We start from the raw sequence: 26,744 nt of genomic DNA, 5'->3' as shown, positions 1-26,744 counted from the left end.
ACGACCTGCACCCGGACGCGAAGGACCTCGTGATCGGCGAAGTCCTCGGGTTCGATCGCGACGGGACGGACCCGCGACGAGGTCGCACAACGGCCGATCAACAACACCGATCCACAGCCGATCAACGAGGTCGACGTACAACCGCCGGCGAAGGCCGCGACGAACGGCGGTGACGAGTAGCTGTCCGACCGCCTCGCTGACCGTCCATGGCTGTCTGAAACCGACCGGCAACCACCTGAACTACGCAGTCCTGTACGGCAACGAACTCGCTCGAGCGGTGAGGGTGACGGTGCGGAAGACCATATGGTCGCCGAGTGTGCGGTCCTCAACGACGAGAACACACGCATTCTCGTTTAGTTGCATATCCAACTTTAGCTGTGCTAACCATCACTTTTAGATACTGTATATATCTCATATAGTTCGGTGTCAAACGGGCACGATCGACCGTCTAGAACTCTGCAAAAATCCGACCGACAGCCGACAGATGGGAACCAATCTGATCACGTCGTGCGTGACGAAACCGTGATCCAACTCGACGATCAGCGGTACTGGCTGTACGCTACTGTCGCTCCCGAAACTGATGAACCTCCACGGTAAATACTTTCCAACGCGAAATTTGGACTCATCAGCCAATTTCTCGTTGAACTACCCGAGAAAGACGGCGTCGAAGACGCTGTGTTTCTCGTCGGTTCAGGCCCCTGGCTCTACGCTGCACTCCACCGACATGGGCTCCGATTTCGAAACGAGACTCATGGAAATTGGAGTACTGTTGAACGTCTCTTTCAAGAGGTAAATAGTTATACCTACCAGTTTAGATACTTTTTAGAAATGCAGAACTAGCAACCGCCGAAACCTGACTCCAGAGCTACGCGTATTGCTGGAACTAGCTAATCTGAACATCGCCTGTGGCCACTATCCGAGAGTTTCAAACATAGCGATAGATGCCCGCTGTGATCGCGATCGACCGCCATCCGTGGTTACCGGTCGGGGACGTTTTTACGGACAAAGTCGATCGTCTCTTCGATCGACGTTCCGGGACCGAAGATCGCAGCAGCCCCTGCCGCTTTGAGGTCGTCGCGGTCCTCTTCCGGAATCACGCCGCCGACGAGTACGAGCGTCTCCTCTTTCGCGCCGTATTCCTCGAGGCCGTCCATGATTTTCGGGACGAGCGTATCGTGCGCCCCGGAGAGAATCGAGATGCCGAGGACGTCGATGTCCTCTTGCACTGCAGCCTGGACGATGTCGTCGGGTGCTTTGTGTAGTCCGGAGTAGATGACCTCGAAGCCGGCGTCACGGAACGCTCGAGAAATGACGTGTGCGCCACGGTCGTGGCCGTCGAGACCGACCTTTGCAACCATACATCGAATTGTCCGCTCATCGTTCTCGATACTCATGGGCCGCGGTTCGAAGAGGAACCGTATGATTCTATCGGAGTCTGCCAGGTTCGCCCGCCGAAACGGCGCTTCAGACCGGGGAAAGACCGACTCCGGAAGGCGGGGAGCGACATCCGATGGGGGACCGGTTCAGACTGGGCTGATCTCCTCTCGATACGCGCCGTGGTGGTCTTCGAAGACCTGCATGATCTCCCCCATCGTTGCGTAGGCCTTGACGGCGTCGACGATGTACGGCATGACGTTCTCGTCGCGTTCGATCGCGTCCGACAGCGCCTCGAGCGTCGCATCGACGGCCGCATCGTCGCGGTCGGCTTTGACCTGTTCTAAGCGCTCGAGTTGGCGGTCCCGCGTCGTTTCGTCGACGTGTAACAGCTCCGGCGAAGTGTCTTCCTCGATGGTGTACTCGTTGACGCCGACGACGACTTCCTCGCCGCGTTCGACGCGTTGCTGGTACTCGTAGCTCGCTTCCTGAATCTCGCGGTGATAGTAGCCCTGGTTGATGCCCTCGAGGACGCCGTCGCGGATCGAGCCGTCGCCCATTGCTTTGATCTCCTCGAGATAGTCCATGATCTCGGCTTCCATCTCGTTTGTGAGTTTCTCGATGGCGAAGGAGCCGCCCATGGGATCGACGATATCGGCCGCGCCGGATTCCTCGGCGATTATCTGCTGGGTCCGCAAGGCGACGCGGACTGCCTTCTCGCTTGGCAGCGCCAGCGCCTCGTCGAAGCTGTTGGTGTGCAACGACTGGGTTCCGCCGAAGACGCCTGCCAGCGCCTGAATCGTCACCCGGACGATGTTGTTCAGCGGCTGCTGGGCCGTCAGCGATTGGCCCGCCGTCTGGGTGTGGAACTTCATACGCTTGGATTCGGGCTCGTCCGCGCCGTACCACTCCTCCATCAGACGGGCATAGACACGGCGTGAGGCCCGGAACTTCGCGATCTCTTCGAAGATGGAGTTGTGTGAGTTGAAGAAAAACGACAGCAACGGGCCGAACTCGTCGACATCGAGTCCGCGCTCGAGACAGTCCTCGACGTAGGCGAAGCCGTCGGCGAGCGTAAAGGCGGCCTCCTGGGCCGCGGTCGAGCCGGCCTCCCGGATGTGATAGCCCGAGATCGAGACCGGGTGGAATTTCGGCGTCTCCTCGACGGCGAACTCGATCGTGTCAGTGACGATCTTAAGGGAGGGCTCCGGCGGGATGACCCACTCTTTCTGCGCGATGAACTCCTTCAGCATGTCGTTCTGGAGGGTCCCCCGGACTTCGTCACGGGGGACGCCCTGCTGGTCGGCCAGCGCGATGTACATCGCGTAGATGACCGCTGCCGACGGGTTGATCGTAAACGAGGTCGACACGTCATCGATGTCGATGCCGTCGAACAGGATTTCCATGTCCCGGAGCGTGTCGACGGCCACACCCTCCTTGCCGACCTCGCCTTCGCTCATTGGGTGATCCGAGTCGATCCCCATCAGCGACGGCATGTCGAACGCCGTCGAGAGCCCGGTCTGGCCCTCGTCGATCAAGTAGTGAAAGCGCTCGTTGGTTTCCTCTGCGGTCCCGAACCCGGCGAACTGGCGCATCGTCCACGTGCGCCCGCGGTACATCGTCGGGTACGGCCCCCGCGTGTACGGTGGCTCACCGGGGAACCCGAGGTCCTCGTCGAACTCGAGGTCGGCGATGTCTTCGGGCGTGTAGAGGCGATCGACCTCGTGGTTCGAGACCGTCGCGAATCGCTCTTTGCGCTCGCCGCGTTCTAACGACGGATCGAGCGTCTCCGCTTCCCACGACTCCCGTTGTTGGGAAATCTCCGCCAGTTCTTGCTCGTCGAACATTGTCTAGCGTATAGATGCAACTCTTCTAAAATGTTGTGCCGCTCGAGGCGACTCTCCGGCGCAAGTGACGATCGACGGCCGGAGTCGGCGGCCGACACCGGGAGTACGATGGATATGGAATATATAGATGATACAAATTACCAATTGTAACAAAAGATTCAAGATTGCGCGTTCTGATTGGCAGCGTATGGGTGTTAATTACACTACAGAAGCAGACAGCTTCGAGTGGGATATCCCGGATTCGTATGCGATCACGTCGGTCGTCACGGACCACGCCGACTCGGTCGGCGATCGCGTCGCCGTCCGGTTCTTGGACGACGAGGGGGGCCGTGAGGAACGGACCTACGCCGAGATCCGGGACGACATGAACCGCTTTGCCAACGGCCTCGAGTCCCTCGGCGTCACCGAGGGCGACCGGGTGATGCACCTGTTCCCGCGCCATCCCGACGCGTTCGCTATCCAACTCGGTGCGCTGGCGACCGGCTCGCTGCTGGTCCCCTGTTCGTCGATGCTGCGCTCGAAAGACATCGCGTTCCGAGCCGACGACTGTACCGCGACGAGCATCGTCGTCCACGAATCGCTGACCGACATGGTCGAACCGGTACTCGAGGAGACCCCACTCGAGCGGGTCATCGTCCTCGACGGTTCCGAAGACGATCTGCAGGGCGAGGGATGGACGACGGTCGCGGACGTCATGGCCGAGGAGTCGACCGACTACGACGGGCCCGAGTTGGCTGCCGAGGATCCGATGACGATCAACTACACCAGCGGAACGACCGGCCAGCCCAAACCGGTGCTGCATAAACACCGCTGGCAGTACTGTTTCAACCGGATCAACGCCCCCTACTGGTGGGGTGTCGACGAGGACACCGACCTCGAGGACGAACTGCTGTGGGCCACCACGGGGACCGGCTGGGCGAAGTGGTTCTGGAGCCCGGTTGGCGTCGGCCTGACGACGGGCGCGACCCAACTCATCTACGACGGCGAGTTCGAGCCCGACACGTTCCTCGAGATCATGGAGGCGGAAGGGGTCACCAAGCTCTGTGCCGTCCCGACCCAGTACCGGATGTTCGCCAACGCCGACCTCGAGGACTACGATGTCACCCTCAACGACGCGCTGTCGGCGGGCGAGCCACTCAACCGCGAGCCGATCGAGCGCATTCAGGACGCCTGGGGCGTGACCCCGCGTGACGGCTACGGCCAGACCGAGACCGTTGCCTTGGTGACGAACTACCCCGGAATCGACGTCAAACCCGGCAGCATGGGCAAGCCGACGCCCGGTGTCGGCGCAACGATCATCGACGTCGACGACGAGGAACCGGTCGAGCCCGGCGAGATCGGTGAGATCGCCGTGCCGGTCGACTCGCCGGCGATCTTCGATGGCTACTACGAGAAACCGAACCTCGACGAGCAGAAACTCTCCGGCGACTACTACCGCACGGGCGACCTCGCCTCCCGCGACGAAGACGGCTACTTCTTCTTCGAAGGCCGGGCCGACGATATCATCATCTCGTCGGGCTATCGCATCGGTCCCTTCGAGGTCGAGGATGCCCTCGTCACCCACGATGCCGTCGCCGAGGCCGCCGTCGTCGACAGTCCACACGAAGAACGCGGCAGCGTCGTCAAGGCCTACGTGATCCTCGCCGAGGGCCACGAGGGCACCGGCGAACTGAAAGACGACTTACAGTCGTTCATGAAAGAAGAAACGGCCCCCTACAAGTACCCCCGCCGGATCGAGTTCACCGACGAACTCCCCAAGACCTCGAGCGGGAAGATCCGCCGCGTCGAACTCCGCAAAGAAGAGCAGCAGAAACACGGCCTGTAGCCGGGTCGACGACCGTTCGAATGGCGTTCGTATCGCGAATCGGGCCCGTTATTTTGCCGGCCGGAACACGATCGTCCGCTCGCCGTCAGTCTCGTTGGATTCGACGGTCGCGGTGACGCGGTCACCGATTTCGACGGCCGTTTGATCGATGCCCCGCACGACTCCCGTGAGTCGGACGCCGCCGAAGTCGACGACTGCGGTGACATAGGGGGCGTCGTCTTCGAACTGCGGCGTCGGGACGGACACGGTCGTGTGCGTGACGATCTCGCCGGCCGACGGGAGGTCCCGCTCCGTGAGATTGCGATCGCCACAGTGCGGGCAGGCACGCCGTGGTGGCAGCAGGCCGTGCCCGTTCTCGCAGACGCGGTAGTAGCCCTCGCCCGCTGCAAGCGCCTCGAGGAACGCGTCGTACTCGCCGTTGGTCACGTCCGTCATCACTCCATCACCTCCAGAACGTGAACGGTCGCACTGGCGACGGTCCCACCGGCGTTCTGGGCGACGCCGACCGTGGCGTCGTCGACGGCGTCGGCCCGCGGATGGGTGCCGTCGAGCAGCGTCGCGATGGCAGCCACCTGGGCGGCCCCGGTTGCGCCGACGGGATGGCCCTTCGCTTTCAGGCCGCCGGAGAGGTTCACCGGCAACTCGCCGTCACGGCGCGTCTCGCCGCGGCGGGCTGCCCCGATCGCCTCGCCGTGACTGTAGAGGCCAAGCCCCTCGAGGGCGAGGACTTCGGCGATCGTAAAGCAGTCGTGAACCTCCGCGACGGAGATATCGCTGGGTTCGATGCCGGCGTCGTCGTAGGCGTCTACTGCCGCGTCGCGGGTTGCAGGCGTCTTCGAGAGCGACTGGCGATCGTGCAGCGCCATCGTATCGCCGCCGTGGCCGGCACCCGTGATCGCCACGTTGGCCTCGAGGTCGTGTTCCGCGGCGTATTCGGGGGTGGTCAAGACGATCGCGGCCGCCCCGTCGCTGATCGGACAGGCGTCGTACAGGGTAAACGGTGACGCGATCTCGGGTGCATCGAGTGCGTCCGCAACCGTGATCTCCTGCCGGAGATGGGCGTGGTCGTTGGCGAGTGCGTTGTCGTGGTTTTTGACCGCGATATGGGCCAGATCCTCGTGGGTGCCGCCGTACTCGTCGAAGTAGGCCCGAGCCATCAGCGCGTACGCGCCGGGGAAGGTGACACCCGCCCGGACTTCATAGAGATCGTCGGCCGCACTGGCCAGCCCTTTCGTCGCCCCGGCCGTGCCCATGTTCGTCATCCGCTCCATACCGCCAGCAACGACGACATCGGACTCGCCGTTTCGGATCGCACGCACGGCGTCGTGGACCGCGAGCCCGCTCGAGGCACAGGCGCTTTCGATCCGTCGCGATGGGACGGTCGTGCCGAGTGCCTCCGCCATGAGCGGCCCCTGATGACCCTGTCCTTCCGAGAGGGTGCCGACGAAGTTGCCGTAGAAGAGTTCGTCGACGTCCCCAGCCGGGACGCCGGCGTCCTCGAGAGCGGCGAGCCCGGCGTCTGCGAACATGTCCCTGCCCGTCCGATCGGGGTGAGAGCCAAACGTCGTCATGCCTGTGCCGGCGAGTTGCACCTGTGTCATTAGTTATCACCGTCTCATATCAGTTCGTGCGGTATAGCTGTGTCGGACGACGGCCGGAGGTTGTGACCGTCGGTTCCGTCACTGACGAGAGTCGGGACATTTACTACGACAGTCCGACCACCACGGAATGATGGTTGCAGACGTAGAGACGATCGACCGTGTCGGCGTCGTCGGCGCTGGCACGATGGGCAGTGGTATCGCACAGGTCGCCGCAACGGCAGGCTACGACGTCGTCATGCGCGACGTCGAACAGGAGTTCGTCGACAGTGGCTTCGAGACGATCGACGACAGTCTCGGCCGACTCGTCAGCAGAGACGCTCTGACCGAGGACGAAGCCGACGCGGCCCGCGACCGGATCACCGGCACGACCGACCTCGAGGACCTCGCGGACTGCGATGTCGTCGTCGAGGCTGCCGTCGAGAACCTCGAGATCAAACGCGACATCTTCGCCGACCTCGACGAGACCTGTCGCGACGACGCCGTCCTCGCGACGAACACGAGTACGCTCTCGATTACCTCGATCGCGAGCGCGACCGAGCGACCGGCGGCCGTCGTCGGGCTGCACTTCATGAATCCCGTCCCGGTGATGGAGGGCGTCGAGATCGTCGTCGGCGAGAAGACCGACGACGACGTCACCGAGCTGGCACACGAATTCGCCGAGGATCTCGGGAAGACGACCTGGGAGGCCGACGACAAGCCCGGCTTCGTCACCAACCGGATCCTGATGCCCTGGATTAACGAGGGGATCCGGGCCTACGACGAGGGCGTCGCCTCGAAGGAGGACATCGACACGGGAATGGAACTCGGGACCAACGTGCCGATGGGGCCGCTGACGCTGGCCGACCACATCGGCCTCGACGTCTGTCTCCACGCCTCCGAGACGCTCCACGAGGAGTTAGGTGATCGGTACAAGCCGGCCTATCTCCTCAAGCGCAAGGTCGAAGCGGGAGATCTCGGCAAAAAGACTGGACACGGTTTCTACGAATACGAGTAACGCGTAGTGATTCGGGAAAGTTATTGAGTAGAAGTATCTCTTTAGTGTAGTGACTGGTCGAGAGAAGAAAATCGTGCGACACCTGAGTGAAGAAGATCTGGATCGTCTTCTCGGCGAGGCAGACGATCAGAAGGAATTCGAACGCCTCGTGTTCATCAAACGGCTGTACAAGGGTGCCACGCTGAAGGAAGCCGCCGACGACGTCGGGAAATCTGAGGGCACCGCCACGAACTGGGTTAACCGCTGGAACGAAGGAGGTCTCGGCAAACTCACTCCGAACTTCGGGGGCGGTCGGCCCCCGAAGCTCGACGAAGACCAACAAGACGAACTCATCGATCGACTACGTGAGGGACAACCGTGGAAAAAACAGGAGATTCAGCACCTTCTCGACGAGGAGTTCGACGTCGAATATCATCCACACTACCTCCCAACGTTCCTACACAATCTCGGCCTTTCCTACGCCATTCCTCGGACAAAACGGCCTGATCGACCCGACAACGCCGAAGAGATCCTCGACGAACGCGTTGAGTACGCGTTCGACGAGGATGCTCACGACCAGCCACATAATAAGCGCGAGAGTGACGACGATGACGACGAAGAGAAGTGGCGTACCGATGAGGATATCTGCACTGATGGCGGGACTGTGGTGGGATTTTTCGATGTCTCGCATCCACAACCATGGGACAACTCTCAGCGACTGTATACGGTCGATGAACCACATATCACTCGGCCGCTGGTGAAAATCGATACACCAGCGGCCGGGTTCTATGCGCTCAACGGAGAGAGCGTGCTGTCGTTCCCACCGAACCAGGAGAAAGAACAAATCTGTGGGTGTTTCGAGGAGATCCGCGAGCAGAATCCCGGCAAGCGGATTCTGCTCGTGTTGGATAACTTTTCGTCACACGTCTGCAAGCACACGCGCAAGCGTGCTCATGAACTCGGGATTGATCTGGTGTTCCTTCCGGTTGGTTCCCCGGACCTCAACCCAATCGAACCTGTCTGGAAGAGTCTCAAGTGGGAGTCTTCGCCGTTGATTGTTAACGGCGAAGACGAGTACCGGAGACTCCTTGACGAACTGTTCGACCAACTGACCGAGAAACTGAGTTTCGCTGCATCGTGGATTGACAATCACCTCAGTGGATTTCTCAATAAGATTTGCTAATCACTACGCGTTACTCGGTCAGGTGCCGTGAGATAACCTCCTTTTGTATTTCGGAGGTCCCCTCGTAGATCGTGGTGATCTTGGCGTCGCGGTAGTAGCGCTCGACGTCGAAGTCCTTGGTGTAGCCGTAGCCGCCGTGGACCTGTACCGCCTCGTTTGCGACGTCGACCGCCGTCTCGCTGGCGAAGTACTTCGCCATGCTCGCTGCCTGCGGATCGAGGCCACCGTCGTTTTTCCGGGCGGCGTCACGTGTCAGCAGGCGTGCGGCCTGCACGTTCGTCTGCATGTCCGCGAGCTTGTGGGCGATCGCCTGATGGTTGCTGATCGGCTCGCCGAACTGTTCGCGTTCGTTGGCGTAGCTTACGGCAGCGTCGAGAGCCGCCTGGGCGACGCCGACGGCCTGACTGGCGATCGCGATTCGGCCACCGGTCAGGATCGAGAACGCCGCCTTGAGCCCGTCACCGACTTCGGTCAGGCGATTCTCCTCGGGGATCCGCACATCGTCGAAGAGCAGCGTCGTGGTGTCGCTGGCACGCAGCCCGAGCTTGTCCTCTTTCTTGCCGATCTCGAGGCCGGGCGTGTCCTTGGGCACCAGAAACTGAGTCACGGTGTCGGGATCGTCGCGGTCGGTCTTCGCGAACAGGATAACGACGCCCGCACGTTTGCCGTTCGTGATCCACTGTTTCTTCCCGTTGATGACGTATTCGCCGTCCTCGAGGCGGGCCTCGGTACTCATCTCGGCCGGGTTCGAGCCGGCGTCGGGTTCCGAGAGCGCGAACGCGCCGACAGGGCGACCGTCGACCATCTTCGGCAGCCACTCCTCTTTGTGTTCGTCGGTGCCGAACTGGCGGATACACGAGGTGGCCAGACAGTGGACCGACAGTGCCGTCGCAACTGCCAGATGCCCCCGCGCAATCTCTTCGTTAACGATGCTGTAGGTCACTTTGTCGGCGTCGAACCCGCCGTACTCTTCAGGGACCGTGAGTCCGGTCAGATCGAGTTCCGCGAGTCCGTCCCAGACGTCTTCCGGAAACGTCTGGGCCGCGTCGTGTTCGTCGACCGTCTCGACGACTTCCTTCTCGACGAACTCACGGACGGTGTTCCGTATCAGCTGCTGATTGTCTGTTAGCTCCATACACACTGATTCGGGGGCGGGATAGTAAAGCGTACGATTCCGCTGTGAGAACGCCGTCGATACCGGTGCGAGCGCTTGTTACGGCAGCGTGGCGCTGAGATAGGTAACTAAAAGTAGCGGCTCCCGTGAGAGTGAGGTATGACGATTCGACAGTCCAGAGAGGCGGCAGTCGAACGTATCGACGACGGCGATACGGTCGGCGTTGGCGGCTTCGTCGCCGTCGGGATTCCCGAATACGTTCTCGAGGCACTCGGTGAGCGATACGCCGAAACGGGCCAGCCCCGCGATCTCACCCTCTATCACCCCGCCGCGGAAGGCGACCGGCAGGGCCGTGGGCTCTCGCATCTGGTCCAAGAGGGGATGCTCGAGCGCACGATCGCGAGCCACTGGGGCTTTACGCCCGACCTGATGGCAAAGATCGTCAACAACGAGATCGAGGCCTACAACCTCCCCTTCGGCGTGATGGATCACCTGCTTCGCGATACCGCCGCGGGCAAACCCGGCACGATCAGCCACGTCGGGCTGGGAACGTTCGTCGATCCGCGCCAGGACGGTGCGAAGGCCAACGACATCACCGACGAGGATATCGTCGAGGTCATGACCGTCGACGGCGAGGAGTATCTCTTCTATCACTCGGTGCCGATCGACGTCGCGATCATCCGTGGGACGACGGCCGACGAGGACGGCAACATCACCATGGAACGGGAAGCCCTCGACTCGAACGTGTTGGCGATGGCCCAGGCCGCCCACAACTCCGGCGGCACGGTGATCGCCCAAGTCGAGCGCGTCACGGAGTCGGGCACGCTCACCGCCCGCGACGTGGCCGTCCCCGGCGTGCTGGTCGATTCCGTCGTCGAAGCCCCGCCGAGTCACCACCAGCAGACGTACGCGGAAGATTACAACCCCGCCTACAGCGGCGAGATCAAGCAGCCGACCGACGACGACAGCGAGCCGCTCCCGCTCGACGAGCGGACGATCATCGCCCGCCGGGCGGCGATGGAACTCGAGCCGGATTCGGTCATCAACCTCGGCGTGGGCGTCCCGGAACTCGTCCCGGTGGTCGCGGCCGAAGGCGACATCGCAGACGAAATCACCCAGACCGTTGAGTCGGGACCGGTCGGCGGCGCTGCCTCCGGCGGCATCAGCTTCGGGACCGCGGTCAACCACGAGGCGCTGGTCTCCTCGACCCAGCAGTTCGACTTCTACGACGGCGGTGGCCTCGACATGGGCTTTCTGGGGATGGCACAGGTCGACGCGATGGGCAACATCAACGTCAGCCGATTCGGCTCCCAGCTCCCCGGCTGTGGCGGCTTCATCAACATCACGCAAAACGCCGAGAAGGTCGTCTTCTGTGGCACGCTGACGACCGACGGCCTCGAGATCGAGGCCGGCGACGGTGAACTCTCGATCGAGAGCGACGGCTCGAGTTCGAAGTTCGTCGACTCGGTCGAGCAGATCACGTTCAGCGGCGAGTACGCCGTCGAAATCGACCAGCCGATCGTCTACGTGACCGAGCGCGCGGTTTTCGAACTCACCCCCGAGGGCCTCGAACTCACGGAGGTCGCGCCCGGGATCGACGTCGAAGCCGACGTGATCGACCAGTTGGGCTTCGAGCCGCTCGTGGCCGACGATCTCACGGAGATGAACCCCGCACTGTTTGCCGACGAGTCGCTCGACCTGACCGACGCGATCGATAGTAGCTCTTGAAACGATTTACACACCGATCGCAACGTGGTCCTGCGATCGGGTGTGCATTGACTTTCAAGAGCTACTATAGACGGGGCCGCACCCGTTCTCGAACCGACAAAGCAGGAACCGTTAAGCGAGATTACGTCAAATACCGATCCGATGGTTGCATACGACAACCTCTCGATCGATCACGACGACGGCGTCGCAACGGTGACTCTCGAGAGTACTGCCGGGCGAAACGCGCTCACACTCGAGATGGCCAACGAACTGGTATCAGCGGCGACGACCCTCGGCGAGGACCCCGACACGCGATGTATCGTCCTCACGCATGCGGGCGATTTCTTCGGCTCCGGCGCGGACCTCGGCGCGCTCTCCGGTGACGAGTCCGACGCGGCCCACATCCGGGAGCTGGCTGGACGGGCCCACGAAGCGATCGTCCAGTTCCACCGGACGAAGACACCAGTCGTCGGCGGCGTCAACGGCATCGCCGCCGGGATCGGCTTTAGCCTGACGCTGTTCCCGGACCTGCTCGTCCTCGGCGAGGACGCGACGCTCAAATTCGCGTATCCCGGGATCGGCCTGACCGGCGACGGCGGCGCGACGTTTTTCCTGCCGCGACTCGTCGGGCTGCGGGCCGCCAAGGAACTCGTTCTGAAAGACGACCCCATCAGCCCTACGGAGGCCCACGAGCTGGGACTGGCAAACGAGGTCGTCCCCAGCGACGAGTTCGACGACCGGCTGGCCGAACTCGCCGCCGAGCTTGCGGCAGGGCCGACCGCGGCGTTCGGGACGACGACCCGACTGCTGACCGACAGCTACGAGCGCTCGCTTGAGCAACAGCTCGCGGCGGAGACTGACGGCATCGCAGACGCGACCCGAACGGAGGACTACGAGCGCGGTCTCGATGCCTTCTTCGACGACGGCGAGCCCGAGTTCGTCGGCCGCTAGAGGGGACGGGACCGGGTTAGACGTAATCTAGATTGACCTGCGTCACGTTCGCCGATCGCTTGACGATGTCGGCGATCTCGTCGCGGCGTTTCTCGTCGATTCGACTCTGTGGGCCACAGACACAGATCGCCCCACGGATTTCGTCGCTTTTGTCCAGCACCGGCGCGGAAATACAGACCATGCCGGCGATGCGTTCGCCCTCGTCGATGGCGTACCCCTGCTCGCGGATCTCTGCGAGCTGCTCGAAGAGGGCGTCGGGGTCGGTGATGGTCCGGTTCGTCATCTCCACGAGGCCCTGCCGGTCGATGATCCCCTGAACGCGGTCCTCGGGCATGTGTGCCAGAATCGCTTTCCCGGGGGCTGCCGCGTGCAACGGCATGCGCGCACCGGGATACGCGAACAGGTTCACGGCGTCGGGACCTTCCTGGACCGCGACGATCACACACTGGTCGCTTTCCTCGACCAGCAGCGTCACGTGTTCGCCGGTCTCGGCTGCGATATCCTGAAGTTCGTCGCTGACGGCCTGAAACACCTCCAAGCGATGGCGCTGTCGGTGACCGACCTCGAGAAACCGGGTCGTCGTCGAATACTCCTTGTCCTCGACCGTGACGTAGCCCGTCTCGACAAGCGCCTGGAGATAGTTGTGGACGGTACTGACGGGCATCTCGAGACGATCCGCGAGTTCCGATACCCGCCCGCCCCCGTTTTCCGCGAGTTCGTCCACGATCCTGAACGCCCGTTCGACCGATCGGTTTGCTGTGCCCGTCATCACCCTCATCATTCCACCGCGTTCATAGAAATGTTTCGGCTCTGTTGAATGGTGTTTCGAGTTGTACCGGTCGATCGTGACTGGAACTCCGAACCGACCGCGGCCGCTATGGACTCGAGCCGTCGGTTTCTGCCGGATACGACTCAGCAGTACTCGGAGGGTGATGCCGTCGCTGTGTGATCGCCGTCCGGGCGCTGCAGTCCGTTTCGGGTGTGACGAAATGCGGCAAGCCGGATATCGGCGATTATTTTCCAGACACCGCTCGCTGAGCGCATCTCGTTGTCGAAATCGACCTATTCCGCTCTCCCGAAACTAGATCCGCGCGCCGACGGTCGTGTGACTGCTCCGAAACGACCACGCGACGATGCTCGAGCGGTCGATCCGCCCGACATTTACGGTCGTATGATTGTAATCTATGGGGGGGGAGTTGACGGTGAACTGATCATTGAGGAGTCCACTAGAGTCGCGGACAGACAGCACTCGATCACGAACAACGCCAGTCGACAAGCTGACCCTACACTACATCGGTACGATTTTTAGCCATGGTAAAAACCGACCGACTCAATGGTTGTGCGATTGGGTCGAGTTGTGTCGTATCGCTCGAGAGCTGACACCGCGTCAGTTGCTGGAACTCAGGATTCGGTTTCAGTCTGCCAACCTCTCGCCTTCGAACACTACTCGACAATTGGATAGTTTAGTGTCGAACGCAGTCGTGAGGCAGTCCATGGCTGGGCTCGCACTGTGATCAACAGCGGAGGGAAATTCGGGGTACGCACGCTTGAGGGGACGATGCTGCAACTCCGTGGGTATCGCTATCGGCTGGACGCTGCTATCGATCCGGAAACGAACGAAATCCGGCATTACCGGCTGTATTCGACGATAACGGCCACGTCAACAGGATGATTTCTTCACGAACGTACGGTGGACCATGCGTTCGATGATGCCGTGTTTCTCGCCATGGTGCAATCTCCCACCAGACTGTACACTATCGATCCGGGGCTTCGGCTTCGATACAAAACCGCGGAAGTCGGTGCGCTATCGAACACATCACACTTAATATAAAACGGCCAACATTCTCGTTCTCAAAGTATTCGTCCCCGGAGATCTCACCGGTCTGAGCGTCCAGCCCCGCGACGATCGGCCGATCACGGAACGGGCTATGCGAGCCAGTCAAGAGCTGCCCGCCAGCAGTCATGGCGACGGACGACGGCGCACGGCCCCCGTCTGCCACGACCGTTGGATGGGGACCGATTCCTCCTCGAGGAGACCAGCACAACCGGCAACGCTGCCGGCGAGCGAGAATGCCACCGACCTCAGTCCGCTTTCGGAAGTGTGACGCTGAAGACGGCTCCTTCCGGTTCGTTGTCCTCGACCTGGACAGTACCGCCGTACTGGTCGACGAGCGTCTGCACCAGATAGAGCCCGATGCCCGTGCCACTGCTTTCGAGCCCCATCTCGTCTTTTCCGAATATCCGCTCGCGCTGGGTTTCAGGAACCCCCGGTCCGTTATCGGCGACTGCTACGTACACATCGTCTTCTCGTTCTTCGGCAGCAATCTCGACTATCGGCGTGTCCTTGTCGTTGTGCTGGACGGCGTTGTTCAAGAGGTTCCGAAACACCGAGGAAAGCATCTCGTTCGCCCGAACGGTGACAGCCGGAATCGGTTCGTCGACGCTGATCTCCGCGTCCGGGTGTGCATCTCGACGAAGGGCGATTTCGTTCGTTAGTACTTGCTCTAAGCGCGTCGGCTTGACGTCTACCTCACCGTCACTCGTCAGCGTCTCGATGTAGTCACGGGCGATCTCCGTGAGTTCGACGATATGTTCGCCGCTCGTGAGGATGTTCTCGAGGTGTTCTTCCCCCGCGTCGTCGACGTGGTCTTCGAGCAGTTCGCCCCACCCGAGCATGACCGCCATGTCGTTGCGGATATCGTGACGAACGACTCGGTTTAGCACCTCCAGTTCCTCATTGAGACGTTCCAACTCGTCTTCGTACTGCTGTCGTTCGGTTACGTCTCGGATCGACACGAGATCTGCCGGCGCACCTTCATACTTGATGTCGGCGAAACTTGCTTCAGCGACTCGCTTGCGTCCATCCTTGGTCTCAAAGGTCAGCGTATATCGCGACGGCGGCGGGTCGACAGCTGGATCGAGTCGCTGTTCGTACCGCTCCCGGACGAGTTGGCGGTCCTCCGGCGCGATTAGCTCAGTGACCGGCATCCCCCAGAGTTCGTCCGTTTCGTAGCCGGTGATAGCCGCCAGCCGGGAGTTGACGAAGACGGACTTCCGGTTCTGGAATATCGCGATGCCGTCGTGGCTCTGTTCGACCAGCGTCGCGTATTTTTCCCGCTCCTCTTCGAGTTCCGCCTCGCGTCGCTTTCGGTCGGTAATGTCCTGAAAGACGCCACGAACGAGTTCCGTCTCCCCGTTCTCGTCCGTGCTAACTTCTCCCTGTGTACGAACGTTCCGGACTGTGCCGTCGGGGCGGACGATACGCAATTCGAGGTCGTACTGCTCTCCGTCCTCGATCGCACGGGTAACTGCAGCAGCAATCTCGTCGCGGTCATCAGGGTGATAAAAGTCGAGTCCGTCCGCTAAGGCCGGCTCGTAGTCATCAGCGACCCCGTGAATGCGACAGATACCGTCTGACCACGTGAGTTCGCCCGTTCGTGTATCGTATTCCCAGATGCCGATGTCAGCGATTGCTTGGACCCGACTGAAGAGAAATTCCTGTTGTTCGAGTTCCCGCTCGCGCTCTTTGCGCTCGGTGATATCGCGGAACACCCACAACCGGCCGTAGTGGGTTCCCTCGTCACCAATGACCGGAGCTGAATAGCGGTCGAAGACCCGGCCGTCCCTAAGCCGGACTTCGTCGCGACTCGTTTCCTCGGGGCGTTCGTAGAGATTGTCGACTAACTCCATGAACGCTTCCGGCTCCACAAGCTTGTGTTCGACGATCCAGTCCAACAGCGCCTCGTCCGATTCCGTCTCGACCACCTCTTCGGGTATCTCCCACATATCGACGAACTTGTCGTTGTAGGCGGCAACAGTGCGGTCCTCGTTGACGACGAGTAGTCCATCGATCGTGGTCTCCATCTGGGCTTCCAACAGAGAAGACTGATACTCGAGTTGTTCCTGGGACTCCGATCGCTCCGTTATATCCGTGACAAACCCCTCAATAGCGACGACCTCGCCGTCTTCGAACACGCCCTGACCCTGCTCCCAGACCCGCTTCTCCGTGCCGTCAGCAGTCCGGATGCGATATTCGACGCGGAACGGCTCTTGGGCCTCCAAAGCGTCTTGGACAGTGTCCCAGACTCGGTCGCGATCATCTGAATGCATTACGTCTCGGCCGTAACGACGGTCGCCGTCGAGGAGGTATGCCCGCTCATATCCCGTGAGATCGGCACAGTCATCGCTGACGAAGAGCATCGGCCAGCCACGTTCGTTTCGACATCGATAGGCCATCCCCGGAACGTTGTCGAGCAGCGTTCGGAAGCGTCGCTGACTTTCCTCGAGGCGGTGTCCCGCTCTGGTTCGGTGGACCGCGTTTTCGATGCGGTTGGCTAGGACGGAGAACTGGTCAGAACCGGGCTTCTTTTGGAGGTAATCGGTGACACCGGCTGAGATAGCGTCACCCGCGATGTCCGAATTCCCGGTGAACAGAATGAACGGCACCTCCGGATACGCTTCTCGGACAGCCTGTAGAAATGCTAGGCCGTCCATGTCTGGCATCTGGCACTCACTGACGACACAATCGAACTCCGATTGGGAAAGTCGATCAAGCCCCTCACTGGCACTGGACGCCGTCGCAACATCGAACCGCTCATCGTTCGCCTCGAGGAACTGGGAAGCCATCTCGGCAACGATAACGTGACCGTCAACGAGAAGGACAGAAATCGTATTTTTGCCGCTTGTATTTCCTGGAGAAGTAGTATTCTCTCGGCGAGGGGCAACCATGCTCAGACAATTATCGGGAGAGGACATATAAATCTGAAGGGCAATTTATCCGCCGTGTTCAGATAAGCTGATTCCATGCGAAGGCGAACGCTTGGAGCCAATTTTCGACGGTGTCTGCTTCGGCATGGCTAAAACAGTTTGAGAACTGGTTAGTTCGGCGTTTTAGTTCTCGAAACACACGTTCGACACTATTCCGATTACCGTGTTTTTCGTATCTGTAATCGAGGCCGTGTCGATGGAGTGGCGCTTGTAGCCACGGTACAGAATCGACGAGAAAGAGCGCGTCATCGATGAGATGTTCCTCGCGGAGTTCCACGAGGAACATCTCGGTAATCGCTTGATTTCTCGTCAGTGAGTGCTTGGCGTGTAGCAGGCGGTTCGTTGCGGGATCGACGGCGGCGTACAGCCAGAACCGTTCGTCATTCAGTTGGATCACGGTCTCGTTACTGTAACAAGTACGTCGCGTCCCTTAGCGCGACACGATTGGCATACCACACATCCCGATCGCGAACACACGCTTCCGGACTTCCGCGGCAGTCGCGGGTTTTCGGAAGCGTCGAGGTCCTGCTTCGATCCGAGTGTCTCCTTTATATTTCGTTCATCTATCAAATCCTGAAAGCCTACCCCTAATTAAACCTCTTCGGAAGACCAGGACGACATATTTCGGCAAACCGGACAGAGTACGTCTATCTCAATGACAGACGGCTACACTCAGTACCTCACAAAGCATCCTCGGCTAGCTGTTTCTGCGGCCTGAGTTCTGTGTCGAAGCGGTTGTACTGAGGATCTCGACGAGAGGATTACGGACAGATCGACGGAGAGCTGTCGCTGTCGGCGGCGATCAGCCGCCGACGCGACAGTGTTGCCACTCACAAAGCGGCGTCCTCGGTCGGTGGTTAGCGCTGGAATCGGTCGTCAGGTGGCCGATTTGCGGGGACGGCCCGACGCACCGCGAGGGCCGTCCACGCAGCTCGTCGAACCATATTGACGAACTCCTTGTACGGCCACCACCAGAGGCGACGCCCGCCTCGGCGGGGCGTCGCCGCGCATTCGTAGTGCAGATACCGCCAGACATTCTGCAACAGCAAACTTACCAGGACGTACAGCAGCCGTACCGTTGGATCTCGTGTTGTCGTTGTCGCTATCGCTTGCTCAAACAAACGATAGCTCGACTCGATACCGAAGCGTTTCGAGTAGTGGTATCGAGCATCGCGTGGTGTCTCGATGAACGGCGCGTCACGGCTACGCCGCTGACGCGCCACACCGTTCTCGTCGTACCGTCCATTTAGGTACGTACAGTCGATGTAGACGGGAAACTCGACGGTCCAGCTGTGACCGTCGAGTTTCCCTGTCAGGTCGTGTTGAATGACGCGACTCCACTCTTCCGAGAGTTCCTGCTGAATCTTCTCACCCCACCGGATGATCGGGATAACATAGGCGTAGTTGTGCGCCTGTAACAGCGTGAGACACTTGCTGTCGTAGAAGCCACGATCAAGGTAGACGGCCTTGACCTCGGTGTCAAGGCCGTCAAGCACTCCAAGAAACTCAGCGAGGACGCTGCTGGCGGTGTCGCCGTCTTCGAGACGGCGCACCGCCAGCGTGTAGCGCTTGTTGCTTACGCGTGCATAGAGTGTCGCGTAGGCGTGGAACGCGGTTGTTCCCCGCTTCGCTTCCGAGTGATAGAGACCGTCTGTGTCGTCTTCATCACCGTAGTAGGGCCGCAGGTGGAGGTCTGCGCAGACCTCCACCTACTCGGAGAGCAATTCGACGATATCCTGGCGAAGAAGTGTGTTAGCGACTCGTTCGAGCCGGTCCGGCTCGAACTTCGTCCGCAAGTGGTAGAGGATCGTGTTCGCTGCCGGTGAGTTCTTGCTGGAGCCACACAGTGTCGAGACCGAGGTCCCGTCGGCGCACGCGCCGACGAGGACCTCGTAGATGGCCTCAGCATCGATTTCAGCATTATCACCGAGATTGAGAGCAACTTCCTCACCGAGAGCGTTGACGAGAAAGTTAAGAAGCTGGTCTTCGTGGATTTCATTGTCTGCTTGCTGCTGTTTAGGCACATTCGCAGCAAGCAGACGTTCTAACTAACCGGCTTTGTGAAGTACTGAGGATGTGTGGGATTGGGAGTCCGGTGATATCGAGGCGAGCGACTGGCCGTTACCGCAGAATGATGCTATCGTGTTATTCCAGAATAGCGGATACCGTGTTGTTGTACGTGGCGTGTTCCAATCCTCGGCTGATGCCGAAGTTCTTCCCCGCTAAGTAGTCGTAACTGATGACGGTCTGCGTATCGAACTTGAAGATGTCCGTGAAGTCCTGGATGAACTCGTTCTCGATGTTGCAGCTCACAACCCGTTCAAATCCACGGTCGAAATTTGTAGCGAATTAGATGAATATGATCTTCCTTGCCAAGCTATCGTTGAGTATTATCCCACTGAGGAACCCTTTTTCCAGATTACTTCCGAGCGATAAGTTCACACAGCTATTGATCGGGTAATTCCCCTTCACAAATACTGTAAATAAGCCACGTATCAAATCTACCTCCAAGGTTGTGATCTTTCGAAGGTGTACATCCGCGCCTTCGGGTGTGTCGAGCTTGATAACAGCGGTCCGACGGTATTCCACGATATTTTCACACATCTACTTGTAATTACGTAAGGGTTGGGAGTTAGCAGGTAACAGTCTGGTGGCTGGTCAGTACCGGGTTGGCTTCCTCCCCACCCTACTCGCTTGTTCTTCCGCCGGGGCCGGAAGCCCGGCGCTCCTTAAGGGTGTGGCCTCCGCCTCGAATTAGGTGAACCGACCAGTCATCAGTAGCTGACCCTGCGTCTGGACCCGCTTGAGCAGTTCTTGATGTCAAACGTAGTCTTGATGTCAAACGTAGAAACTACCCCCGATTTTACATTCCACAAAATATATTTGGAAGTTTTATAATAAAATATTCGCTATCTCGGCGAGGCATGCTTGGACGGCCTTGAATGTAACTCGCATGGTAGCAGCCCCAAATCCAACCGCGATCAAACTCATGAGGACGACGAAATTAGCCTTCGAATCATTGGGGGCAAGCAGAACTGTAAGCACTGCGAGCGTTCCCGACGTCGCACAGATGAAGAGCCCTGTCAGAAATGACAGGGTCGTGAAAACTGGGTCAGTGAAACTCATCACGGAGTACGCTGGTTCATAGACCCCAGCGAACGATAAACTGAAGCCAATAACGACGTATCCGAGAAAGCTGAGAGTACTGAGAATAGCTCCAGGAGTTACAAGCTGATACAGTCGAAAAAACCCTCTCTCAAACGGGGTGGTTGGCTGTCGGATCCGTCTGAATGGTCGGTAGTCCATTTTCCTAAGGCCAGAGCCCCCGTGCCTCGTGGGCTTCCGCAATGCGGGACAGTGCCACGATGTAGGCCGCATCACGCCAGGTGACGTCTCGCTGCTCGAATTCCGTTCGAACAGCTTCCCAGGCAGCCTGCATCTCCGTTTCGAGTTCGTCGTTCACCCGTTCGAGCGACCACGATCGGCGATTAATATCCTGAAGCCACTCGAAGTAGCTCACCGTGACACCGCCGGCATTGGCGAGGATATCTGGAATCACCGCGATGTTCCGGTCCGCCAGAATCGTACTGGCCGTCGAGGTGGTGGGCCCGTTCGCGCCTTCGACGACGAGGTCAGCAGCGATCGCATCCGCATTCGCTTCGGTGATTACGTTTCCGAGAGCGGCAGGGATGAGTACGTCGACGTCGAGCATAAGCAACTCATTGTTTGAAATCACGTCGTCCGCGTATTTTGTGACGGCTTCAGGTTCCTCATCGTGTGACGGGACAGCAGCCGTATCGATTCCGTCTGACTCGTACATTGCGCCGTTCACGTCACTGATTGCGACGACGGTCGCGCCCCACTCGTCGAGGAGACGGGCCGCATTCGCCCCGACGCTCCCGTAGCCTTGGACTGCAACCGTCGTTCCATCGAGATCGCTATTATAGTATTCACAGGCCTGCTTGGTGATGATTGCGACGCTCCGACCAGGGGCTTCTTCACGGCCTTCACTCCCACCGACAACCGGCGGCTTGCCTGTGACGACGCTCGGTGTCGTTTCGCCCTCTTGCATCGAGTACGCGTCCATCAACCACGCCATCGTCTGTGGGTCAGTGCCCATGTCAGGCGCAGGAATATCCCGATTCGGCCCGATAACGTCGCGAATCTCTTGGGCGAATCGGCGGGTGAGTCGCTCTTTTTCTCCCGAACTCAACTCTTTCGGGTTGACTGCGACTCCGCCTTTCGCACCGCCGAACGGTAGGTCCATGACCGCACACTTCCAGGTCATCCACATTCCGAGTCCGACACACTCGTCCCGCGTCACCTCGGGGTGATACCGGAGCCCGCCCTTATATGGACCTCTGACGCTATCATGTTGGGCTCGGTATCCCGTGAACACGTCAACCGTGCCGTCATCACGTTCGATGGGAACGGTGACCTCGTGGACCTTCTTGGGATGTTTCAGTCGTTCGACGATGTTCTGGTCGATATCGAGATGGCTAGCAGCATGGTGGAGCTGTCGGCGCGCCGTTTCGAGGGCCGATTCCGGTTCGGTGGATTCGACTGTCGAGTCTTCCATCTCGTCAGGCGTGGCAGTGGATTCAGATGTCATTATTCGAGGGGCATGTGACGGTTCCGCATCGGACCACCACAATCAGGGCACTGGCCTGGGGCGTCTTCTGCGATGATGATATTCCCACACTCGAAACACTCGTACGGTGTTTTTTCGTCTGATTCAGGGTCGACATCTTTCATTGTGAGTTCACGAGTGCCGCCTGATGGAGTAGCACACTCTAGAAAAGAGTAATAAGTGTATAAGGAAATTTTCAGCTGTTGATTACCAAACAGCCGTTCAATCAGTGGGTTTGTTATTGAACTGTCTCCGCAGAGGTCGCCACCGGGAGATTATTCTTTTCGAAGAGTGCAGCAAACAGTTTCCGTTGGACGGTTCGGGCGTGTTGATAGAACGCGGGTGGGGAGATGCCGAGTGTCTCCGCTACCTCTTCCCCCGTGCTCTCACGGGGCGACTCGAAGAACCCACTGTAGTACGCCGTCTGGATCACCTCCAGTTGCCGCTCTGTCACTGAATCGAGGAACTTCGAATAGAGGTTGTATTCTGCGGTCTGATCTAGCGTCTGCTTAGCGCGGAGTTCGACGCCAGCGAACGTCTCACGGACGAGCTGTGTGATTGTTCGGACGTCGATGTTGTCCGGGATATCGATAACGAGCGTCGTCATGGTCGGATCAGCAGTCGCTTCGCGGAAGACGGCTCCGTGATCAGCCAGCTCCAAGGCGAGGAACGGCTGTGTGAGACGAAGCCGCAGCACGCCCCCCTCGCCGTCCGCGCTGATCTGTTGTACCTCGTCGATACCGACCAGCTGCGAGGCAGCATCTGCCACATCAGTTACCGCCCGGTCTTCGACGGTCACGAACACGTAGCTACCTTCCGTGGACTGCTGGACGCCACCCTGATACGAGAGGGTGCACTCCGCGTCCTGTGCGAGTCGTGAGAGGACAAACTTCGGGTCCTCGATGGTGAACTCGACGCGTGTCATCGACGTCGTGAGCAAGGCATTCTTCCGTTCGATCGCACTGAGAGCGGACGCGATGGTTTCGCCGAGTTCCCCCAGGACAGCCTTCGCCGTCTCGTCGAATGCATACTGGGTTGGTGCATACACCGTCAACACGCCGTGCGTGAGGTCGTTGTACACGAGCGGGATGCTCAATACGGAGAGGTAGTCGCGAGCGATCGCGTCCTTCCGCCACGCTTCGTCACGGAGCCCAGCAGCGACGTTCGACACCATCGTCACAGCCCCAGTGGCTGCGGTTTGTCCGGCTGGTTCTACACCCGACGCTTGGACGGCGAACGATTGACTATCCAGATACCCCTGTTCGGTACCGGCCCAGGCCCGAGGATCCAGAATGTCGGTCGTTGGATCGATAGTTCCGATCCAGGCGAATCGAAACCGATCGTCGGCGGTCAGCAGTTCACAGACCGTGTAATCGATTTCCTCGCGCGTCTCCGCCTGTACGAGGGCTTGATCGATCTCTCGGATCGTCTCGTTGATCCGGTTCAGAGCTACAAGCTGCTCGTTTTGGGTCTGGAGTGTTCGGTCCTGTTCCCGGAGTCGTGATTCCCGTGTGACGCGGTCGAGGGCTGCTTCGGCAGTGGCCGCGAGCAGGTCGGCCAACTCTCGCGTTACCTCGTCGAACGCTCCGACCTGGTCCGAGCCCGCAACGAACACGCCATGGTTGCCGAGCGGGATGTAGGCCGCACTTCGGAGGTCAGTTGCCTGATTCTCGAGCCGGTCTGCGTCGTGAACATCGTCGAAGAATAGCGCCTCGTCTTCGACGAAACTGTAGCTCGGGAGCGTTTCGCCGTCGGCGTGCACGGTCGGGAGTGGCCCGTTCAGCTCGGTCATCGCCGCCGAGTGGGCTGCGGGTCGAAGATTATTGGCCTCACCGTCGAAGAGGTAGACCGCACTCGCATCGAGATTGAGCACACCAGGTGTGTCGTCGACGACGTGCTGGGCGATTTCCTGGTGGGTTTCGGCATAGAGGAAATCGCGGGCCGTCTCGTGGAGCGTGGCGAGTGCCTCCTCACGCTGCTTGCGTTTCGTGATATCCCGACAGCTAAAGAGGAGAGTCCCGTCCTGGATCGAGACTTCGCGAACGTTGACGAGGAGCGTGTGCTCGCGCCCAGCTTTATCGGTCGCCGTCGTCTCGATGTTCTTTAGCACGCTGTCTCCCGCGAGCTCCTCCCGGTCGAAGATCTCCTCACCGAGGAGATCATTGATCGTTCCAAGGTTCCGGATCTCATCCACTGTATAGCCGAAGATGAAGTGGACGTTGGGACAAACGTAGGTGTATTCTCCAGATTCGTCTGTGATGAGGATGGTGTCGGTCATGTTGTTGAGCGTGACGCGGTGCAGTTCTTCGGATTCTCTGAGATTGCGTTCGAGGTCGACGCGCTCGGTGATGTCGACGCCTTCCACGACGATCGAGACGAGATCGCCGCGCTCGTTCTCGACCGGGCGGACGGAGAGGTCGATAACGCGCTGCTCATCGATGTGTGGTGGCTGTGTGACGACCGCGTTACCGAACTTCCCGTCGAGTGCTTTCTCCACGAGTTGTTGGACGTCTGTGTTCGTTGCATCGGCCTCTGACCACCACGGAAGCGTCCAGAACGGTTCGCCGACGATTGTGTCGATGTCGTCATCGACCATCTCTCGGGCTATCTCGTTCACACGGGCAAGTGCGCCATCCGGGTCGAGCACCCACGTCGCAGTTCGCGAATCGTTGAAAATCGCGTCGAACTGTCTGGCCCGGTCTTGTTGGGTGGCCGACCGCTGTGCGGATCGGATTGCACGTTCGGTTCGTTCGATGAGTTCGTCGGTCATCTGTGCTGGCGGGTCCGTGAGCGCGATGTAATCGGTAACACCGGCTTCGATAGCTTCGCTGGCGATGGCTTCACTCCCAGCTGTAGTCCCGAGGAGGACTGGGAGCGCAGTCGTTTCCTCGCGGATTTCTCTGAGGAGCTCGAGTCCGGTCGTCTCGTCGAGCGCGTACTCGCTAATGAGGCAGTCTGTGGGGCGCGTCCGGATGGTGTCGATTGCCTCCGTCCTGGTTCGAACGTGTTGTACACTGGCATCAGTCCGTCTCTCGAGCGTCGTAGCGAATTGTGTGAGCCAGTCGTCTGTCCCGACGAGCAACACTGTCGACGAATCCAAAATAGGTGGGGAAGCGGTCATTATTCGACCATTGAGGGACAGTGAATGGTTCTCTCGGTGCCAATTCGAGCTCGCCTCCAGCTCCGGTACTGACCCGGATCGGAAAGTACGTCCATTGCTAGTTAACTATCTAACCACCCTACGATAAAGACATTTGTTGTTTAACCCTTTGAGATAGGGGCGCGATACTGAATATGGAAGCGCGATTATCGGGATTTCTCGCGGTCGTCCGACTCTTCCCGATTTCAGCGTTCCGCTATCCGACCAGACTCCCGAGAAATGACTACCCGACCTACCACCACGCATCCCGAAGATTCCACAAGCAACGAACCGCAACAGCAGCGCCAATCGATGTGGAGACTTGTCGCCGGGGCAAGTCTCATCTCGACAGGGCTCGCTGCCTATGAGATCGTCCCTGCGAGTGTTACCCCACTCATTCGTGAATCGATGTATATCGGGCCGACGATCGCAGGGTTTCTCGTCGGGATCATGTTCGGAACTGCAGTGATTGCAAGCCTCCCTGCTGGAGCGGTGCTCGACCGGACGGATTCCAGAAATGCGATGGCACTCGCAGTTCTTACACTCGCAATCGCCGGGACGTGGGGATGGATCGCTGGGCGGCAAGGGAATTACCAATCTGTGATCGCATCACGGGCACTCGGTGGTGTCGCCTACGTCGTCGTCTGGAACGCTGGCATCAACATCGTGAGTCGGGCAGCGACCAGCGAGAATCGAGCAACCGCCGTAGGCATTTTCACCGCGAGTGGCCCAATCGGATTCGCGCTCGGCCAAGGAACCGGGCCACTGATTGCCCATCGGTTCCGATGGCCCGCGATCTTTGTCGCATTCACAGGCCTCACAGTTGTCGGTCTCGTCTTTTTCTGGCCGGCGAGTCGAGAGCTCAGAATGAGCCGGGGGGACGCTCCCTCGATTCAGGAGTTCGGCGCGGTCTTCCGGAATCGGAGGGTCTGGTCAGTCGGACTGCTCGGCCTTCTCGGCTATTCCTTATACCTATTCGTGAATAGCTGGGGGTCGTCGTATCTCACAACTGAACTTGGACTGGCACTCGCAGTCAGTGGGCTTTTGGTGGCAGTGTTTCCGGCGATAGGAGTCGTCTCCCGGATCAGTAGTGGACTCCTGTCTGACCGTGTCTTCGATGGTCGCCGGCAACCCGTCGTATTCGGATCTTTCGCAGCTGCCGCCCCCCTCGTGTTAATCTTCACCCGGTTTCGGTCACTTCCCTTGCTCGTTGCACTCCTGCTTCTCACCGGATTTGCAGTTCAGTTAACACTTGGTCTGTCCTTTACGTATGTCCGGGAAGCCGTTGATTCACGGTCGCTGCGACAGCCGTTGCCTTCCAGACGAGTGTTGGATTGGCGGGCGAATTCCTTGCCCCGATTGCGGGTGGTATCATTATCAACTTGGCTGGGTTCGATACGGCATTCTTACTCGCTGGAATGCTCGCCATCTTCGGAATCGTGGTTGCGTGGCGAGCACCAGAGCCAGGCTAGTCGTAACTGCAGACTTGCCAGGCCGTGAACGCTCCTGCCCCCGCCACGTATCTGCCTCCCACAGAGCCGTATCAGTATATGTGTCGGATCCTAGTAAATACTCACGTAGGTGATACACTCACACGGTGTCTCCGTATCAGAAGCTGTTGCGATACAGTATC

Annotated in this window: 16 protein-coding genes and 3 pseudogenes; 6 read left to right on the top strand and 13 right to left on the bottom strand. The window is 59.5% G+C overall.

What is annotated here, in order from left to right; translation table 11 throughout:
- Positions 1-977 precede the first annotated feature (977 nt).
- Entirely contained in the window at positions 978-1,394 is a 417-nt protein-coding gene (locus tag NATPE_RS09020) for a cobalamin B12-binding domain-containing protein (RefSeq protein WP_006182339.1), read from the bottom strand.
- 129 nt (positions 1,395-1,523) lie between these two features.
- Positions 1,524-3,221, bottom strand: coding sequence for an acyl-CoA mutase large subunit family protein (locus NATPE_RS09015; RefSeq protein ID WP_006182338.1), 1,698 nt, complete (start codon positions 3,219-3,221; stop codon positions 1,524-1,526).
- Positions 3,222-3,408: 187 nt separating this feature from the next.
- Here NATPE_RS09015 and NATPE_RS09010 point away from each other — a divergent pair, with 187 nt between their 5' ends.
- Positions 3,409-5,046, top strand: a complete 1,638-nt coding sequence (locus NATPE_RS09010) for an acyl-CoA synthetase (RefSeq protein WP_006182337.1) — start codon at positions 3,409-3,411, stop codon at positions 5,044-5,046.
- A gap of 48 nt (positions 5,047-5,094) precedes the next feature.
- Here the strand turns inward: NATPE_RS09010 and NATPE_RS09005 are convergent, their stop codons facing one another.
- Both NATPE_RS09005 and NATPE_RS09000 read right to left on the bottom strand, forming a co-directional pair.
- Entirely contained in the window at positions 5,095-5,481 is a 387-nt protein-coding gene (locus NATPE_RS09005) for a Zn-ribbon domain-containing OB-fold protein (protein WP_006182336.1), read from the bottom strand.
- On the bottom strand, positions 5,481-6,647 hold the full coding sequence (locus tag NATPE_RS09000; protein ID WP_006182335.1) for a thiolase C-terminal domain-containing protein: 1,167 nt from the start codon (positions 6,645-6,647) through the stop codon (positions 5,481-5,483). Before NATPE_RS09000 ends, NATPE_RS09005 begins: the two co-directional genes overlap by 1 nt.
- A 130-nt stretch (positions 6,648-6,777) precedes the next feature.
- Here NATPE_RS09000 and NATPE_RS08995 point away from each other — a divergent pair, with 130 nt between their 5' ends.
- Together NATPE_RS08995 and NATPE_RS08990 are read left to right on the top strand one after the other, a co-directional pair.
- Positions 6,778-7,641 (top strand): 3-hydroxyacyl-CoA dehydrogenase family protein, encoded by an 864-nt coding sequence (locus NATPE_RS08995; protein ID WP_049897277.1) that lies wholly within the window; start codon positions 6,778-6,780, stop codon positions 7,639-7,641.
- A gap of 49 nt (positions 7,642-7,690) precedes the next feature.
- Positions 7,691-8,803 (top strand): IS630-like element ISNpe13 family transposase, encoded by a 1,113-nt coding sequence (locus tag NATPE_RS08990; protein ID WP_015298696.1) that lies wholly within the window; start codon positions 7,691-7,693, stop codon positions 8,801-8,803.
- A 10-nt stretch (positions 8,804-8,813) separates the two neighbouring features.
- Here the strand turns inward: NATPE_RS08990 and NATPE_RS08985 are convergent, their stop codons facing one another.
- On the bottom strand, positions 8,814-9,938 hold the full coding sequence (locus NATPE_RS08985) for an acyl-CoA dehydrogenase family protein (RefSeq protein ID WP_006182334.1): 1,125 nt from the start codon (positions 9,936-9,938) through the stop codon (positions 8,814-8,816).
- Between the two features lie 138 nt (positions 9,939-10,076).
- Here NATPE_RS08985 and NATPE_RS08980 point away from each other — a divergent pair, with 138 nt between their 5' ends.
- Together NATPE_RS08980 and NATPE_RS08975 are read left to right on the top strand one after the other, a co-directional pair.
- Complete coding sequence (locus tag NATPE_RS08980) at positions 10,077-11,645, top strand: acyl CoA:acetate/3-ketoacid CoA transferase (protein WP_006182333.1); 1,569 nt, start codon at positions 10,077-10,079, stop codon at positions 11,643-11,645.
- A gap of 141 nt (positions 11,646-11,786) precedes the next feature.
- Positions 11,787-12,575, top strand: coding sequence for an enoyl-CoA hydratase/isomerase family protein (locus tag NATPE_RS08975; protein WP_006182332.1), 789 nt, complete (start codon positions 11,787-11,789; stop codon positions 12,573-12,575).
- 16 nt (positions 12,576-12,591) lie between these two features.
- Here the strand turns inward: NATPE_RS08975 and NATPE_RS08970 are convergent, their stop codons facing one another.
- The 8 genes and pseudogenes from NATPE_RS08970 to NATPE_RS08930 form a co-directional block, all read right to left on the bottom strand.
- Complete coding sequence (locus NATPE_RS08970; protein WP_006182331.1) at positions 12,592-13,344, bottom strand: IclR family transcriptional regulator; 753 nt, start codon at positions 13,342-13,344, stop codon at positions 12,592-12,594.
- A 1,313-nt stretch (positions 13,345-14,657) separates the two neighbouring features.
- Positions 14,658-17,303 (bottom strand): hybrid sensor histidine kinase/response regulator, encoded by a 2,646-nt coding sequence (locus NATPE_RS08960; RefSeq protein WP_275040179.1) that lies wholly within the window; start codon positions 17,301-17,303, stop codon positions 14,658-14,660.
- A gap of 58 nt (positions 17,304-17,361) precedes the next feature.
- Positions 17,362-17,748: pseudogene (locus NATPE_RS08955) on the bottom strand (IS6 family transposase); the annotation flags it as partial.
- A 451-nt stretch (positions 17,749-18,199) separates the two neighbouring features.
- A pseudogene (locus tag NATPE_RS08950) lies at positions 18,200-19,366 on the bottom strand (ISH3 family transposase).
- A 121-nt stretch (positions 19,367-19,487) separates the two neighbouring features.
- Positions 19,488-19,655 (bottom strand): hypothetical protein, encoded by a 168-nt coding sequence (locus NATPE_RS22210; protein WP_015298955.1) that lies wholly within the window; start codon positions 19,653-19,655, stop codon positions 19,488-19,490.
- A 997-nt stretch (positions 19,656-20,652) separates the two neighbouring features.
- Complete coding sequence (gdhB, locus tag NATPE_RS08935; protein WP_049804936.1) at positions 20,653-21,954, bottom strand: glutamate dehydrogenase GdhB; 1,302 nt, start codon at positions 21,952-21,954, stop codon at positions 20,653-20,655.
- Entirely contained in the window at positions 21,954-22,097 is a 144-nt protein-coding gene (locus tag NATPE_RS22205; RefSeq protein WP_006182322.1) for a rubrerythrin-like domain-containing protein, read from the bottom strand. Before NATPE_RS22205 ends, gdhB begins: the two co-directional genes overlap by 1 nt.
- A 113-nt stretch (positions 22,098-22,210) precedes the next feature.
- Complete coding sequence (locus tag NATPE_RS08930; RefSeq protein WP_015298954.1) at positions 22,211-25,093, bottom strand: bacterio-opsin activator domain-containing protein; 2,883 nt, start codon at positions 25,091-25,093, stop codon at positions 22,211-22,213.
- Positions 25,094-25,423: 330 nt separating this feature from the next.
- Between NATPE_RS08930 and NATPE_RS21230 the strand changes: the two are divergent.
- A pseudogene (locus NATPE_RS21230) lies at positions 25,424-26,583 on the top strand (MFS transporter).
- Positions 26,584-26,744 lie beyond the last annotated feature (161 nt).

This window comes from Natrinema pellirubrum DSM 15624 (genome assembly GCF_000230735.2).
GTDB lineage: Archaea > Halobacteriota > Halobacteria > Halobacteriales > Natrialbaceae > Natrinema > Natrinema pellirubrum.
The sequence above is the reverse complement of the archived record's forward strand: the minus strand, read 5'-3'. Positions and strand labels throughout refer to the sequence as shown.